The 14,493-nt window shown below is 51.2% G+C and carries 12 protein-coding genes; 7 read left to right on the forward strand and 5 right to left on the reverse strand.

Annotated features, from left to right (window positions below; genetic code table 11):
• Positions 1 to 206 precede the first annotated feature (206 nt).
• On the reverse strand, positions 207 to 2,114 hold the full coding sequence (locus tag ABD892_RS15320) for an EDR2 domain-containing protein (RefSeq protein WP_345196746.1): 1,908 nt from the start codon (positions 2,112 to 2,114) through the stop codon (positions 207 to 209).
• A gap of 345 nt (positions 2,115 to 2,459) precedes the next feature.
• Between ABD892_RS15320 and miaB the strand changes: the two genes are divergently transcribed.
• On the forward strand, positions 2,460 to 3,815 hold the full coding sequence (gene miaB, locus ABD892_RS15325; RefSeq protein WP_345196747.1) for a tRNA (N6-isopentenyl adenosine(37)-C2)-methylthiotransferase MiaB: 1,356 nt from the start codon (positions 2,460 to 2,462) through the stop codon (positions 3,813 to 3,815).
• 360 nt (positions 3,816 to 4,175) lie between these two features.
• Entirely contained in the window at positions 4,176 to 4,772 is a 597-nt protein-coding gene (locus tag ABD892_RS15330; RefSeq protein ID WP_345196748.1) for a tetratricopeptide repeat protein, read from the forward strand.
• 48 nt (positions 4,773 to 4,820) lie between these two features.
• Here the strand turns inward: ABD892_RS15330 and ABD892_RS15335 are convergent, their stop codons facing one another.
• From ABD892_RS15335 to ABD892_RS15345, 3 genes are all read right to left on the reverse strand, one after another.
• Positions 4,821 to 5,960, reverse strand: coding sequence for a glycerol dehydrogenase (locus ABD892_RS15335; protein WP_345196749.1), 1,140 nt, complete (start codon positions 5,958 to 5,960; stop codon positions 4,821 to 4,823).
• 174 nt (positions 5,961 to 6,134) lie between these two features.
• Positions 6,135 to 6,650 (reverse strand): hypothetical protein, encoded by a 516-nt coding sequence (locus ABD892_RS15340; RefSeq protein WP_345196750.1) that lies wholly within the window; start codon positions 6,648 to 6,650, stop codon positions 6,135 to 6,137.
• A 162-nt stretch (positions 6,651 to 6,812) separates the two neighbouring features.
• Entirely contained in the window at positions 6,813 to 8,807 is a 1,995-nt protein-coding gene (locus ABD892_RS15345) for an SDR family oxidoreductase (RefSeq protein WP_345196751.1), read from the reverse strand.
• 377 nt (positions 8,808 to 9,184) lie between these two features.
• On the opposite strand from ABD892_RS15345, the gene ABD892_RS15350 reads away from it, so the two are divergent.
• From ABD892_RS15350 to lnt, 4 genes are read left to right on the forward strand one after another with little or no spacing between them, the layout of a single operon-like run.
• On the forward strand, positions 9,185 to 10,219 hold the full coding sequence (locus tag ABD892_RS15350; protein ID WP_345196753.1) for a PhoH family protein: 1,035 nt from the start codon (positions 9,185 to 9,187) through the stop codon (positions 10,217 to 10,219).
• Positions 10,219 to 10,695, forward strand: coding sequence for an rRNA maturation RNase YbeY (gene ybeY, locus ABD892_RS15355; RefSeq protein WP_345196754.1), 477 nt, complete (start codon positions 10,219 to 10,221; stop codon positions 10,693 to 10,695). Before ABD892_RS15350 ends, ybeY begins: the two co-directional genes overlap by 1 nt.
• An 8-nt stretch (positions 10,696 to 10,703) precedes the next feature.
• Positions 10,704 to 11,585, forward strand: coding sequence for a CorC family transporter (locus tag ABD892_RS15360; RefSeq protein WP_345196755.1), 882 nt, complete (start codon positions 10,704 to 10,706; stop codon positions 11,583 to 11,585).
• Positions 11,582 to 13,081: an apolipoprotein N-acyltransferase gene (gene lnt / locus ABD892_RS15365; protein ID WP_345196757.1), complete on the forward strand. Its 1,500-nt coding sequence runs from the start codon at positions 11,582 to 11,584 to the stop codon at positions 13,079 to 13,081. The genes ABD892_RS15360 and lnt overlap by 4 nt, the downstream gene beginning before the upstream one ends.
• Here lnt and ABD892_RS15370 read toward each other — a convergent pair.
• Positions 13,078 to 13,875: a hypothetical protein gene (locus tag ABD892_RS15370; protein ID WP_345196758.1), complete on the reverse strand. Its 798-nt coding sequence runs from the start codon at positions 13,873 to 13,875 to the stop codon at positions 13,078 to 13,080. The genes lnt and ABD892_RS15370 overlap by 4 nt on opposite strands.
• 228 nt (positions 13,876 to 14,103) lie before the next feature.
• Here ABD892_RS15370 and ABD892_RS15375 point away from each other — a divergent pair, with 228 nt between their 5' ends.
• Complete coding sequence (locus ABD892_RS15375) at positions 14,104 to 14,418, forward strand: HAD family hydrolase (RefSeq protein ID WP_345196760.1); 315 nt, start codon at positions 14,104 to 14,106, stop codon at positions 14,416 to 14,418.
• Positions 14,419 to 14,493 lie beyond the last annotated feature (75 nt).

Genomic DNA, 14,493 nt, shown 5'->3' on the forward strand with positions numbered 1-14,493 from the left:
AGCTAAAGCGAAACTTTGTCAGTGTCGTAGCTCTGGCTTGTGCTTTTGTCTGGTTACCAATGTGAAACGTCAACAGCTCCTAACATCTACCGGTCAATATCGGCTATTTTTTGCGTCAAGGATGGGTAAGCACAGGTGAAAATACAGCATTGTAACGTTCAAACGTCCTAACAGCCTCTTTTCTACGATTCAGCGTATGCAGCTCATTATTTTACTGTGTGAACAACTACACCTGATGTACCTAACTCTTCCAATTCATCGACAGTTCCAAAAACAGGTTTTTTTATTTCGACCCCTGCAAACAGCACCTCTGGTAGCTGACTCTCACCTCCTTCCTTTTCTTGCTCTTTTTTATCTAAAGGCTCCACCGTAAATGCCAAATTAAGATGCATGCTTTTTGCCTGGCTCTTTATTGTTCCAAATAAACTCCTGACAGCCAAACTAGCCCTCATGTCAATACAAACCTCAAAATGTCGACGATCCTCCCCGACCCTTTCCTCATCACAAAAAGGGAGATAGCTAAATCTTTCTTTGACAATTGCAGCGGTGTCCATAAAGTCATTGATATCACCAACCAATGGTATATGAATAGACGGCATTTTATTAATCACCTGAGGTATTAACTTTAACTTTTTGACAGCCTTATCAAAGTCATTACCCACACTATAGAAAAGATTATTCATTAATTGCTGGTATCCTCCCTCAAATGGATATAATCCTGGTTTCGCATAATTTAATATGAGAGAAATTTCCGGCAACAAAATATGCACCACAAAAATAAAAGGGGGATTTTTTTTACTTAGCCATTGATAAGAATAACTATTTTCACAAGACGTAATTCTGACCGTATCCCCTTCAATCCATCCTGTCCAGCCAGTCTTCCATTTCAGATCATTTCGGTATAGCTCAACCGCCACAAGCGGCATAACCGATGTTTCTGCATTGACTTTTTCCGATTGTATTTTTCTGATATATCCTTCAGGACGAGCTTTTAACTTAGTTCTCTCTATATCGTCCTTTTTAGAAAAATCCAAGTCAAAACATGCTTCTTGATAATTTCCTCCTCGTGCCAGACTTGGATTATCCGTTAAAAAAGAACGTATATTTTCATACGCTTGTGTTTGATATCTTTCCTGAGTAAATACACTCTGCCAAGCATAGTTTTTACTGGTGACAGACGTTGCTGCCTGAGGCATTTCTTGTAGCGAAGATATATCCTCTTGAACATCTGTTGCTTCCGAGGAAGCTGTTACTTCGCCTTCAGGCTGATCGAGCTCTGATAGAAATTCAGCCCTTAATGTCTCTTCATAGATAGTAGATTCTGGCAGGGATCGAAACGCTGTCTCCTCCTGCATGGTTTCAGCAGGCACAATGATAGTACCCGGGACATGTAAAGAAACTTCAGGAAAATCCCAAAATGGCTCAAGGTCAGACTGAGAGCCTTCTTTCCCCTGATCATCGACCTCAGGCTGCGACCTTACACTCAAATACGAGCTAGAAGTTGATGATGTGTCTTGAAAAGAACTATGTGGAGGTTCTGCTGCAGCCGTTGAATCCGTCCCTGCTGAAGTTACGTCCAACCCGGTCAGAGGGTCTCTGATACTCTTACCTGGAGCTACCTCAGGCAATGCAGTCGTAGATTGCGATTTTTTCAGGCATAACACCACATCAGGTTGTTTTTTACTCTTTTTTTCAGGATCTGAGGACGCTCTAACTCTGAGAGGACTTGTATTATCAATCCTAGACTCAGAAGGCTGCGTATCAGGTATTCCAGCATCATCTTCACCGGATGGTACTTCGGTTGCAATTCTATCCCCATCGAGAACAGGTTCATTCTGTTCCACTGATTCGATACCCTCTTGATCCCTCTCTGGAGTTAGCTCCTCTCTTTGTGCAAAGCCGCCGCAACAAGGAGAACAAACACGAATAAAAAATGATCTGATATCTCTGCAGAGTGTACATATGCCTTCAACAAGGTAGCTGACAGCTTCGCATACAGGCGTTATCACATAGCGACGAAAACACCCTTCGGCGTTATTTCTGTCAACATTCTGTGTATTATTCTGGGAGTGTCCATTTCCAACTAAGCCTCCAGCGATAACAGGCTGATCCATACTTTTCCCCATGCATGACTGAACATAATAAGATGTGAATACCCTTCGGTTTAGATACATGCACTCAAAAAAAGTTCCAAGATTCCATTGAAATCCAGGCGCCACCACAAAGGACAAATTAATCCAATAAATTCAATTGGTTACAAAAAAATCAACTCATACACAGACTGACTTATTTCCCCCATGGATTTTTACTTACCAGGCAACGTGTTCTATATCTAGCGAAAAGAGACGTTGAAGCCTAAAATGAGCGGTTTTTTTAAAGGTAAGGCGTTCGCCGTTTGACAAACTCGTCAGCGAAAAGCACACCTGCCAATGCCTGAAACGACACGGTAACACAAGCGGATGCGTAAAAAGCTATACATCAAAACCCATGGGTGCCAGATGAACGAGTACGATTCTGCCCGCATGGCGGACCTGCTCGGCGAAACCCATGAGCTTGAGCTGACCGACAGCCCCGATGACGCGGATGTTTTGCTCGTGAACACCTGTTCTGTTCGGGAAAAAGCTCAGGAAAAACTGTTTCACCAGCTTGGCCGCTGGAGACACCTGAAAGAGAAGAACCCCAAACTGGTCATCGGTGTCGGCGGCTGTGTCGCCAGTCAGGAGGGGGACGCCATCCGTCGTCGAGCCCCATATGTTGACGTGATCTTCGGGCCGCAGACCCTGCACCGTCTGCCAGAAATGATTGACGCCAGCAAAACCACCAGCAAGGCCGTGATCGATGTCACCTTCCCGGAAATCGAGAAATTTGACCGCCTGCCGGAACCCAGCGTCAACGGTCCAACCGCCTTCGTTTCCGTTATGGAAGGCTGCAGCAAGTACTGCACGTTTTGTATCGTCCCTTATACCCGTGGCGATGAAGTCAGCCGTCCCTTTGATGACGTAATTGCCGAATGTGTTTCTCTGGCTGAACAGGGCGTTCGTGAAATCAACCTGCTGGGGCAAAACGTCAACGCCTATCGCGGCGAAAAGCACGACGGTACAGTCGCCGATCTGGCTGAACTTATCACCTATGTCGCCGCCATCGACGGTGTTGGCCGGATTCGTTTCACCACCTCACACCCTGTGGAATTCTCAGAAAGCCTGATTCAGGTCTATGCAGATGTGCCCGAGTTGGTCAGCCACCTGCACCTGCCGGTGCAAAGCGGTTCTGATCGCATACTGGCTCTGATGAAGCGCGGCCATATGGCACTGGAATACAAGTCCAAGATACGCAAGCTGCGCAAGATTCGTCCTGACCTTAGCATGTCGTCCGACTTTATTGTCGGTTTCCCCGGCGAAACGGATCGTGACTTCCAGGACACCATGAACCTGATCGCTGACGTTAATTTCGATGCCTCGTTCAGCTTTATTTACAGCAAGCGTCCGGGAACACCTGCCTCTGATATGCCAGACGATGTGCCTGCTGAAGTGAAGAAGCAACGTCTGCAAATTCTGCAGGATCGCATCAACCAGCAGACCATGCAGATCAGCCGTCGTTTGGTGGCAACCACCCAGCGCATTCTGGTCACAGACTTTTCCAAAAGGGATCCGGGACAGCTGCAGGGTAGAACTGAGTGTAACCGCGTTGTTAACTTCCACTGCACCGACCCACGATTGATCGGTCGCTTTGCAGATGTACTGATCCTGGAAGCCTTTCCGCACAGCCTGCGCGGTGAGCTGGTTTCTTCTGAGCTGGATGAAGCACACGTCGCATAAACACGATAGGGTAACCATTAACACAACGGTTACCCTTCCCAGAAAGTTGTTTCCGATAATCTCGTTGTCATGCGATATTTTTAGGTGCCAAATGAAATACCGCCTGCACCATCAGACTGACTAGTCAGACAACCATTGGAGCAGGGCCGGAGAACGGGCTCGATAATGTTTTTGTAAAACACATTATCGCTGTAGCATATCCTTCTGCCTCTATCGAGTGTGGTTCTGCTCCCGGGTGTGTTATGTAGCAAACAGGCATCCCCTTGACCATCTAGCGGTTGTAGATGATGAATACCCTGAACCATCGTTAAAATCCTGCCTATGGATATTGATCGATTTCCAGAAAGGAGCCCCCTGATCGTGAAACGACTGCTTACCTTCCTGTTGCCTGCGATACTGTTTACCGGTTGCAGCACCACACCCGGTGATGCAGCGTATCGCGCAGGTCAAACAGAAGCGGCTGCGGAACTGTACCGCCAGGGGGCAGATCAGGACGACGCCCAGGCGGCCATGAAATTGGGATTATTACTGAATGCCGGTGAAGTAAAACCCGACACATTTGGTGAAGCAACCTCCTGGTTTGAGAAAGCCTGCAACCTGGGAGAAGTGTCCGGTTGTCATAATGCAGGAGTCGCCTATGAATACGGTAAGAACGGTGTCAGTGTTGATTACAACAAAGCCAGGGACTACTACCGCAAAGCGGCTGAACAGGGCTATATCCAGTCACAATATAACCTTGGAAGCCTTTACTCGAACCATTACTTTCCGGAAGCCATCACCGGTTACATCTGGATGTTAATCGCCGAGCAACAGGCAAAAGGCTGTGCGCACAACGAACTCTGCCAGTGGATACTGAATGACCCACCCAGGCACCGGTCTCACCTGAAAGCCAGGCTGACAACGAAACAAATCCAGCAGGCGCAAACAAGTGCAGCACAATGGCAAGCCACCCCCTGACCACGATCCATCCAGGTGTCGGACAACCTGGCATAGTGATCAGCCCGGCTATAACAAGCAGGCAGCCATTCTCAGAGCCTTAACCCGGCCCCCCTGCTCACTGTATAGCCGCCCCAGCCTGTCAGCTGACAGCATGGCAGACAGCACGGCCTCCACCGAAACAGGAAAGGGCATATTGTGAATGGTCTCGCCCTTTGCACAGGCAGCTTCAGCCACAGGCATAAGGGACGCTTCCGAGACATCACTCACCCCCAGTTCTCCAAGGGTGACAGGCAAACCAACTGATTGACAAAAAAACATCACCTCTCGAATTTCGTCCAGCGCTGCATTCTCAAGCAGCAGTTGGGCCAACGTGCCAAACGCTACTTTTTCACCATGGTAGCGAGCACGACACACATCCAGACAGGTCAGCCCGTTATGGATCGCATGAGCAGCAGCCAAGCCACCTGACTCAAAGCCCACCCCACTGAGAAACGTATTGGCTTCCACGATATTCTCGACTGCCGCCGAGACAGTATGATCAGCCACCGCCAGACGCGCCTTCAGCCCATCCGCCAGCAATGTTTGATAGCACAATTCTGCCAATGCATAGGCTGACTGACTGGTCACACCTCCCGCATTGGTCGTACGCCCCGCCCGGTAACAGGCTCGGGCTTCAAAGAATGTCGCCAGGGCATCCCCCATACCGGCCACCTGTAGCCGCTCCGGCGCTTTGGCAATAATGCGGGTATCAACCAGCACCAGGTCCGGGTTACGGGGAAAAAACAGGTATTCGCTAAAAATACCTTCCTCCGTATAGATGACCGAAACCGCGCTGGTGGGCGCATCGGTTGAAGCAATCGTCGGCACAACCACAACGGGAATCCGACAGTAATAGGCAACGGCCTTGGCTGTATCAATCGCCTTGCCACCGCCAATACCTATCAGGACATCGGCTCCCGCGGCCTGGCAGATTGCCTGCAACCGCTCAATTTCTGACCGGCAACACTCTCGATTGAACCGCTCCAACCGAATCCCCTGTGGATACTGACACAGGCTTTCCACAACGGTGTTTTCGACCTTCTCCATGACCGATGGGCTGGCTATCGCCACCGGCCGTTGCCCAAGAACCTTGACGTATTCACCCAGGAAGGACAAAACCCCTTCACCCTGCACATATTTAGCAGGTGCAATGATTACTCGTTTCATCAGGATTCACCGATAGGTGCAATTAATGTTGCGATATAACGACGCATTGTTTGCATCACAGCCATTAAAGCAGACTCTATCGTCACTGCTGTTTAGCATTCCGCCTAGATTTACAGGGGAAAACGGTCACAGTGAATACCATGCATTACGCTCTATCTATCGTATGGATTATGATCAGCCTTCGGGAATAGTAAGGTGCATCACTTTCAACCACTGATCGACATTCACTGGCGGATTATCTTCATATTCAAGAATGCGTACCGTGTAATACACCATCCGTGCTTCAAAATGTTTCTGCCCCCATTCCAACCTATCATCAACCACACCGCTGCCTGATCGATTCAACATTCCCTCTTCAAAAGTGATATGTGATTTTAAACCAGCTACATCAGACAGGGCTTCTGCTCGTACTTCGCCAAGCGGCGCCTCACGATAATAAGATTCCACGATGACCGCAGAGTTGAGCAGAAACATCTCCTCTTCCTCCATATTCTTTCTTTGCAGCTGCACACTCCACCCGGCGTCATACTGTTTCTGATGACGCATCTGCATCGCAGCCCGCTTGGCGTGGAACTGGGTAATAACATCCATTGCCTGTTGACGTGTGGCAACTTCATCCTGTTGGGCGAATGATGTCTGACTGACTATCACTACCAACAGCATCACCCATGGCCTGATTACAGTTCCCATTAGAAATTCCTTCTGATTTATAATCGCAGCGCCTTTCTCGTATAAATATAGATATTGCCAATCATGTTAACTTTTCAGCGCCCGTGTAACAGAAAAAATAACTGGGCCTACCAATGACCTGGCAGGCCCATAACCACAGTGTCTTAACACCTTATTGATTCATTACCAGTAAATCCCCCGCAACAATGCCGCAAAGGCCACCTGTTCTGAGGAAATAGCGGTATTCTTCCCTTTATCAGCCTCTTTATCGCCACGAGCTGCCGCTGAATCCGGGAACATTTTGAAGCCAGTGTTCATGATAATCTCGCTGGCCCTGGGTGCCAGAGCATTCACGACCTGGGCAAAGATCCCCAATCGTGTGGCAATCCGCTTGGGTTTGTTAATCATGGCATCCAGCACCATATCCGCCGCTTCGTCTGGTGTCAGGGTCGGTACAGAGTCATAGATCTTGGTTGGACCAATCATCGGGGTTTTCACCAACGGCATATTAATGGTGGTGAACTTGACATTACGGTCAGAGAACTCCGCCGCCGCACAGCGGGAAAAGGCATCCAGCGCAGCTTTGGACGCGACATAGGCAGAAAATCTTGGTGCATTGGTCAGTACGCCGATGGACGAAATATTGATAATGTGTCCGCGGCGCCTTTCCAGCATGACCGGCGAAAAGCCCATGATCAGCTTCAGCGCACCAAAATAGTTCAGCTGCATGGTTCGCTCAAAGTCATGGAACCGATCAAACGACAGCGCAATGGAACGCCGGATTGAACGTCCCGCGTTGTTGACCAGAATATCGACGTACCCGTGATCGGCCAATACTGTGCCCACCAGCTTTTCACAGTCTTCCGGCACACTGATATCACAACGATAGATATGGGCTTCCCCACCAAGCTGGTCGATTTCATGCCGGGTTTCTTCCAGCTTCTCCGGTGTCCGCGCAACCAGAATCAATTTTGCACCACTTTCTGCCAGCTTCAGCGCTGTCGCCTTGCCGATCCCCGATGTTGCCCCGGTAATCACAATGGTCTTGCCCTGAACGGCACCTTTGATAGTGCGATCCACTGACAATTCCGGATCCAGCTTGCGCTCCCAGAAATCCCAGATAGCCGGGGCATAGTCTCGCAATCTGGGGCACTCGATGCCCGAGCCTTTCAAAACGCGTTCAGTTTCCCGACAGTCGAACTTGGTCGGGTAATTCACAAAGTTCATGACGGTCGGTGGAATGCCGAGATCCTCCAGCAATGCATCCCGTATACGCTGGACGGGCGGCAGGCGGGTAATACCATCCCGGATCATCTTGGGGATAAAACCGAACATGCGCGAGTCAATACGCATGGCCATCCTGGGGGCATGACCGGCTTCAGCAAAGGTATTCATGACTTCACCGACCTTGGACGGGTCCGGATCCACCAGGTGGAAACACTGACCATCCAGTCCCGGCTGGCTGGCAATATGGGTCATGGCATTAACCACAAAATCCACAGGGACGATATTCATCCGACCACCTTCAATACCGATGGTCGGCATCCACTGAGGCAGTGACTGACGCAGTTTTTGTAAGAGTTTGAAGAAATAATACGGGCCGTCGACCTTGTCCATTTCGCCCGTTTGGGAATGGCCTATGACCATGCCGGGACGGTAAACACGCCAAGGCACCCTACAATCTTCGCGCACCACCTTTTCTGCCAGGTGCTTGGTGCGCAGATAGGGGTGGTCGAGATGCTCGGCCTCTTCAAACATATCTTCACGGAAGGTGCCACGGTAAAGGCCTGCGGCAGCAATGGAACTGACATGGTGGAAACAACCGGCTGACAGGGACTCTGCACAGGAAACCGCCGACCGAGTGCCTTCTATATTGGCCCGCTCCTGGCTTTCAGCATCTGCCTTCATGTCATAGATGGCGGCCAAGTGGAAGAAATGGTCAATGGAACCGTTGAGATGCTTCAGCGTGTCATTATCAATACCCAGGCAGGGAGCAGTCAAATCACCGACAACCCCCACCAAACGGGTTTCATCCACGCCATACTGTTCACGCAGTGCTACCAACTTATCCATAGAGTTTTCACGCACCAGGACATGTACTGTCCCGCCCATCTCGAGCAATCGTGCAACCAGGAAACGGCCGATGAAACCGGTACCACCGGTAACAAAATAACGCATCAATGGTCCTTCCTTATCATTGTTATTGTGAAAAAATTTCACACTGTCAGGTCGTGGAAAACCTTTCATTATTCTCAGGGCGTCATGCCATTGCGCTGTCTAGGCGCAAACTGCCTGAGGCTCTGTGCTTGGCTTATCACATTCCGTGCCAACCGCAGCCTGCCCCTTCGGCGGCCATTTTATAACGAATACAGATTTAAAATTTAAGAATCCGCGGTTTTTGTTATAGTAGCGACCGACGGGTATTCGGCGTATCAGACTGAATCCAGATGCACTTTCATCAATAACGCCGTTTTATCAGGAGCCAATGCGTCGCTACCGCCCTCTTGCTTTCCATGATGGGCTAACCGGTATATCCTCAATACATACGCAGTAACATGGTTGAACACGACACTTTGAACGCACAACCCACTGGGGCATCCGCCCGCCAATTCGACCTTGAGCCCATCGACGCTCACCGTTTCGCCCTCCTATGCGGCCAATTCAACGAACACCTGAAGCAAATTGAGCAGCGCCTTGGCATCCGCATCAATAACCGCGGAAACCATTTTGAGCTGGCGGGTAATGAGCAAATGATCGATGCAGGGGAAGACATCCTTCGTCAACTCTATGCCGAAACCGATGGCGCTGATGACCTATCCCCGGAAACCGTGCACCTGTTCCTGCAAAATGCCTCCGTTGAAGCGGTGATCGACGGTTCTCAGGTTGTTCAGGATCTTGACCCCATTAGCCTGAAAACCCGTAAGGGCCTGATCAAGCCTAGAGGCCCTAACCAGCAGAAGTATGTCCGTACCATTCTGGAGAACGACATTAACTTCGGGATCGGACCGGCCGGCACCGGCAAAACCTACCTAGCGGTAGCCTGTGCGGTACAGGCGCTGGAAATGGAACAGATCCGTCGTATCCTGCTGGTACGTCCTGCCGTCGAAGCGGGCGAGAAGCTGGGCTTTCTGCCAGGCGATCTTGCCCAGAAAATCGATCCATACCTGCGCCCACTCTATGATGCGCTCTATGAGATGATTGGCTTTGAGCGGGTTGCCCGGCTGATCGAAAAGAATGTCATTGAAGTTGCACCGCTGGCCTATATGCGTGGCCGCACACTGAACAATGCCTTCATCATTCTGGATGAATCCCAAAACACCACGGTTGAACAGATGAAGATGTTCCTGACCCGGATCGGGTTTGGTTCCACAGCCATCATTACCGGTGATATCACCCAGGTCGACCTCCCCCGCGGCACCCGCTCCGGATTGGCGCACGCCATCGAGGTGTTGGAAGGCGTACCGGATATTGGCTTTACAATGTTCAACTCCCGCGACGTTGTCCGGCACCCTTTGGTCCAGAAAATCGTCGAGGCCTATGACCAGCACGACCGCATTCAGCAATCTCGCAAGGTCAAGGGTACCGCCTGATGACCACCTACATTGACCTGCAGATCGCCAGCGATAGTGAGAACCTGCCCTCTGAAGAAACCCTGACGCAATGGGCCGGGGCCGCCATCGGCACTGCCCGTGACGAAACCGAGATCAGTATTCGGATTGTCGATGCGGAGGAAGGTGCCGAGCTGAACCAGACATGGCGCAACAAACAGGGGCCAACCAATGTGTTGTCCTTCCCGTCAGACCTGCCGGAAGAACTCGGGCTGCCATTGATCGGCGACCTGGTGATCTGTGCACCGGTCGTCGAGCGGGAAGCCCGGGAACAGCAAAAAACCCTGGAAGCCCACTGGGCTCACATGGTAGTTCACGGGACCTTGCATCTGCTGGGGTATGACCATATAGAAGACGCAGAAGCCCTCGAAATGGAGGCGCTGGAAACACAGGTTCTGACAGGACTGGGCTATCCCGCCCCTTACGCCATGGACGAGCTTTCTCCGGAAACCACTTAAAGAAGACAATGAGCGACGACCACCCTAATCCGTCCCAACAGCCCGCCAGCCAGCAGCCACTGGCCACTGGCTCTCAACACCAGAAAAACTGGCTGGATCGGCTGAAGCAGGTTTTCTCCAACGATCCCAAGAACCGGGAAGAACTGCTCAACCAGCTACGGGACGCCGAACACAGTGAGCTGCTCGACAGCGAAGCCCTGCAGATTATTGAGGGCGCCATACAGGTGGCTGACATGCAGGTCCGGGAGGTGATGATTCCCCGCTCCCAGATGGTCTGCATCCGGGCAGAAGAGACGCCTGAGCAATTCCTGCCGGCGCTGATTGAATCCGGCCACTCCCGGTTCCCGGTGATTGGCGACACCAAGGATGAAGTGCTGGGTGTCTTGCTGGCCAAGGATCTCCTGCCGCTGATCGTGGACAAGGGAAATCGTCGCTTTACCATTAAGGATCTACTGCGTCCTGCCACGGTCATCCCGGAAAGCAAGCGCTTAAATGTACTGCTGCACGACTTCCGCACCAACCGGAACCATATGGCGATCGTTATTGACGAATACGGTGGCGTGGCGGGTCTGGTAACGATTGAAGATGTCATGGAACAAATCGTCGGCGATATTGAAGACGAGTATGACGTAGAGGAAGACAGTTTCATCAAGCCGTTAAATGACGGTGAATATGTGGTCAAGGCGCTAACGCCGATTGAGGACTTCAACGAGCACTTTGACAGTGACTTCAGTGAAGAAGAGTTCGATACCATTGGCGGCATTGTGATGCAACAGTTCGGCCACCTGCCCAAGCGCAATGAAACCATCACGATCGACAATTTCTCTTTCCAGGTACTGAACGCGGATAACCGCCGGATTCGTCTGCTGCGGGTAACACCCGCCCAATGATCAGGTCCTATCCCCGGCTCGGTCACCTGTTGGCCGGCCTTGCCGGTGCCTGTGCGACATTGGCATTCAGCCCCTTTGATCTCTGGCTTGTATGGTTGCTGGTCTGCGCGGCTGTCTTCTGGCTGATGCGCGGGCTGCCTCCCAAACAGGCTGCCTGGCGCGGCTGGTGCTTTGGCGTGGGTTTCTATGGCGCGGGTGTTTCGTGGGTCTATGTCAGTATCCACAACTTTGGCAGCGCACCGGCACTTCTCGCCTTTGCCTTTACCGCCCTGTTTGTGATGGCTCTGGCTTTGGCGTTCACGGCACCGCAGTTTGCACTTTATCGCTGGCTCTGTCGGCGTATCAACCGTGAAAGGAGCTGGCCACCGGTGCTGTTGTTCAGCGCCATCTGGGTGTTATTTGAGTGGGTTCGCAGCTGGTTTCTCACGGGCTTTCCCTGGCTTTATGGCGGCTACACACTGATTGATACACCACTGGCCAGTTGGGCACCTGTGACAGGCGTCTTTGGTCTGTCACTATTACTGGTGCTATTTGCCAGTGGACTGACACAATACCTTTTCTACCGCCATGACCGTACACTACTTGCGATATTGATCGGCACCACCGCCCTTTTGCTGCTAAGCGTCCCACTTCAGATCATTCAATGGACCCAACCTGTCAAAGGGCAAACACTGTCATTTGCGGCTGTTCAGGGCAATATTTCCCAGGATTTGAAATGGAAACCCGGGCACCTGGACGACACGATTGAGACCTATCTCAAGCTGACCCAACCTTTCTGGAATAGGGATATCGTTATTTGGCCTGAAAACGCCATACCCACGCTCTATCAGAATGTCCCAGCACTGATGGATCAGCTGGATGCCAAGGGAAAAGAGGCCCAGACCAGTCTGGTACTAGGGATGCCCTGGTATGAAAGCGACCGTTTCTACAATAGCATCATCAGCCTGGGTACCGGCGATGGCTATTACTTCAAACAGAAGCTGGTGCCTTTCGGTGAATATGTCCCTTTTGAATCCGTACTGCGCGGCCTGATTGCCTTCTTCGACCTGCCCATGTCATCGTTCTCGCTCGGCAGTGACAACCAGCCCCCTCTTCAGGTCGCCGGACACCCTGTTGCGACCTATATATGCTACGAGGTTGTCTATCCAGACTTTGCGGCAGCGCTGGCCCGCGATACCGGCTTCCTGATTACCATCAGCAATGACACCTGGTTTGGCACTTCGATTGGTCCGTTCCAGCATTTCCAGATGGCTCGCATGCGGGCTCTGGAAACCGGGCGCTATATGATTCGTGGCACCAATGACGGCATCAGTGCATTGATCGATGAGAAAGGCCGTGTCGTCAGCCAGATCACACAATATCAGGCAGGCGTGCTTGATGGAGAGTTACCGGTAATGATGGGAGACACGCCGTTTATGCGCTTCCGCTCATGGCCGGTGCTGGCGTTCTGTCTTCTATTGCTGCTTGCCAGTCTTCAACCTTGGAGGTCTCGCTAGCGCATGACCGCCAGCAGGGCACCGGTGACCGTGTTGTTCAGCTTGCGCATTATTGGCGAAGAATACAGCTGGATGTATGCCTTCAGCTGATTGTCGGACATGTACCGGTAAATATACAGCATCTGTGCAGTGAGCATATCCCGATATTGTTCCCGGTAGTTTTCCATCTGGCGCCGGGCAGCATCCTCCATTTGCTTCTCAGTGATTTCCGTTTTACCCAGCTTTTCCATCATGATGCGCGAGGCCATCAGGGCCCCCTGGATCGCCATTTCCAATGTAAGGTCAACCGCATCAGTGACGTCAATCAGTTCACTCACCAGGCCAACCCTGGAGCTGCGTGGCGGTTTGCTCTCCAGGCGCTGGGCGATGTATTGCTGCATCTGGGCAATACCGTCTGGCTGGTAGGCACGGCCTTCCAGTTCCCAGGCCCGTTGCCAGATAGGGTCATCCATAATCTGGAGAATCTGCTCCAGCTGCTGTTCAGACAAATCGCGATCAAGATGATCCAGTACAATGCCACGGACGCGCTGGTCTGAGAACTTCTCTTTCAGGCTCTTGTCCAAGAGCACCATCATCTTGCGGGTCGCCTCATCCGCTTGTTGGGCGTCATCACCAAATAATGCCCGGGCATCGGCAAAATTGTTTTGCATCCAATCCAGCTGCATCTTAAGACCAGAACGGTGATACAGGTCGTTAATCAGGGCATCCTTGTCCGCCGCGGCACTGGGCGTGCCGGTAAAGACAAAGAATAAAAAGAAGCTGGTCAGTGATAACTGTTTACATACGTTTCTCATGTGCAGTCCCTGCAGGCTGGATCCTTTTCCTGTCAAACGTCCCTGTCATTCAATATCGAGAGCCCTGTCTATCTATTGAGAATATGTAGCAGACTGACAGTTTTCCAGTTTCCCCGGCCAGTTCTTCGTCAAAGCAGGGTATTATGTCGTCAATTCGTCATGATGCGATGCTTATAATAAGCCATCACGTTAACGATCAGCACAACTCCGAACGCGAATCACATACCCTTGGCAATATTTGATCTGGAACATGCCCTGATTAATCGCGGCAGCACATCGCTCTGGGCTGAGTTCTGCGTCGATACAGGCTTAATTAATGATCCTGACTTCCTGCATCAAAGCGATCAGCTGTACGCGGACTACGAGGCCGGCACACTGGATATCCATGCGTACATGGCCCACAACCTCAAACCGATTATTGGTTTTACCGATGAAAGGCTGACTCCCTTGATTTCCACATTTATTGAGTCGGTCATTGAACCCCTGATCTACCGTGAAGGTGAAGCCCTGCTGCAGAAACACAAAGCACAAGGGGATACGTAAGTACTCAAAAACCGGTACATAAGGCGATTTCACGTTCTGCCGCCTAAGCTCATCCCCATGTTCCCATTACCGCCT

The organism is Kistimonas scapharcae, assembly GCF_039540975.1.
GTDB lineage: Bacteria > Pseudomonadota > Gammaproteobacteria > Pseudomonadales > Endozoicomonadaceae > Kistimonas > Kistimonas scapharcae.

Coding starts and splice junctions, on each gene's coding strand:
- ABD892_RS15320 (WP_345196746.1), bottom strand. CDS start 2,114: ATGGATCAGCCTGTTATCGCTGGAGGCTTAGTTGGAAATGGACACTCC.
- miaB (WP_345196747.1), top strand. CDS start 2,460: ATGCGTAAAAAGCTATACATCAAAACCCATGGGTGCCAGATGAACGAG.
- ABD892_RS15335 (WP_345196749.1), bottom strand. CDS start 5,960: ATGAAACGAGTAATCATTGCACCTGCTAAATATGTGCAGGGTGAAGGG.
- ABD892_RS15340 (WP_345196750.1), bottom strand. CDS start 6,650: ATGGGAACTGTAATCAGGCCATGGGTGATGCTGTTGGTAGTGATAGTC.
- ABD892_RS15345 (WP_345196751.1), bottom strand. CDS start 8,807: ATGCGTTATTTTGTTACCGGTGGTACCGGTTTCATCGGCCGTTTCCTG.
- ABD892_RS15350 (WP_345196753.1), top strand. CDS start 9,185: ATGGTTGAACACGACACTTTGAACGCACAACCCACTGGGGCATCCGCC.
- ybeY (WP_345196754.1), top strand. CDS start 10,219: ATGACCACCTACATTGACCTGCAGATCGCCAGCGATAGTGAGAACCTG.
- ABD892_RS15360 (WP_345196755.1), top strand. CDS start 10,704: ATGAGCGACGACCACCCTAATCCGTCCCAACAGCCCGCCAGCCAGCAG.
- lnt (WP_345196757.1), top strand. CDS start 11,582: ATGATCAGGTCCTATCCCCGGCTCGGTCACCTGTTGGCCGGCCTTGCC.
- ABD892_RS15370 (WP_345196758.1), bottom strand. CDS start 13,875: ATGAGAAACGTATGTAAACAGTTATCACTGACCAGCTTCTTTTTATTC.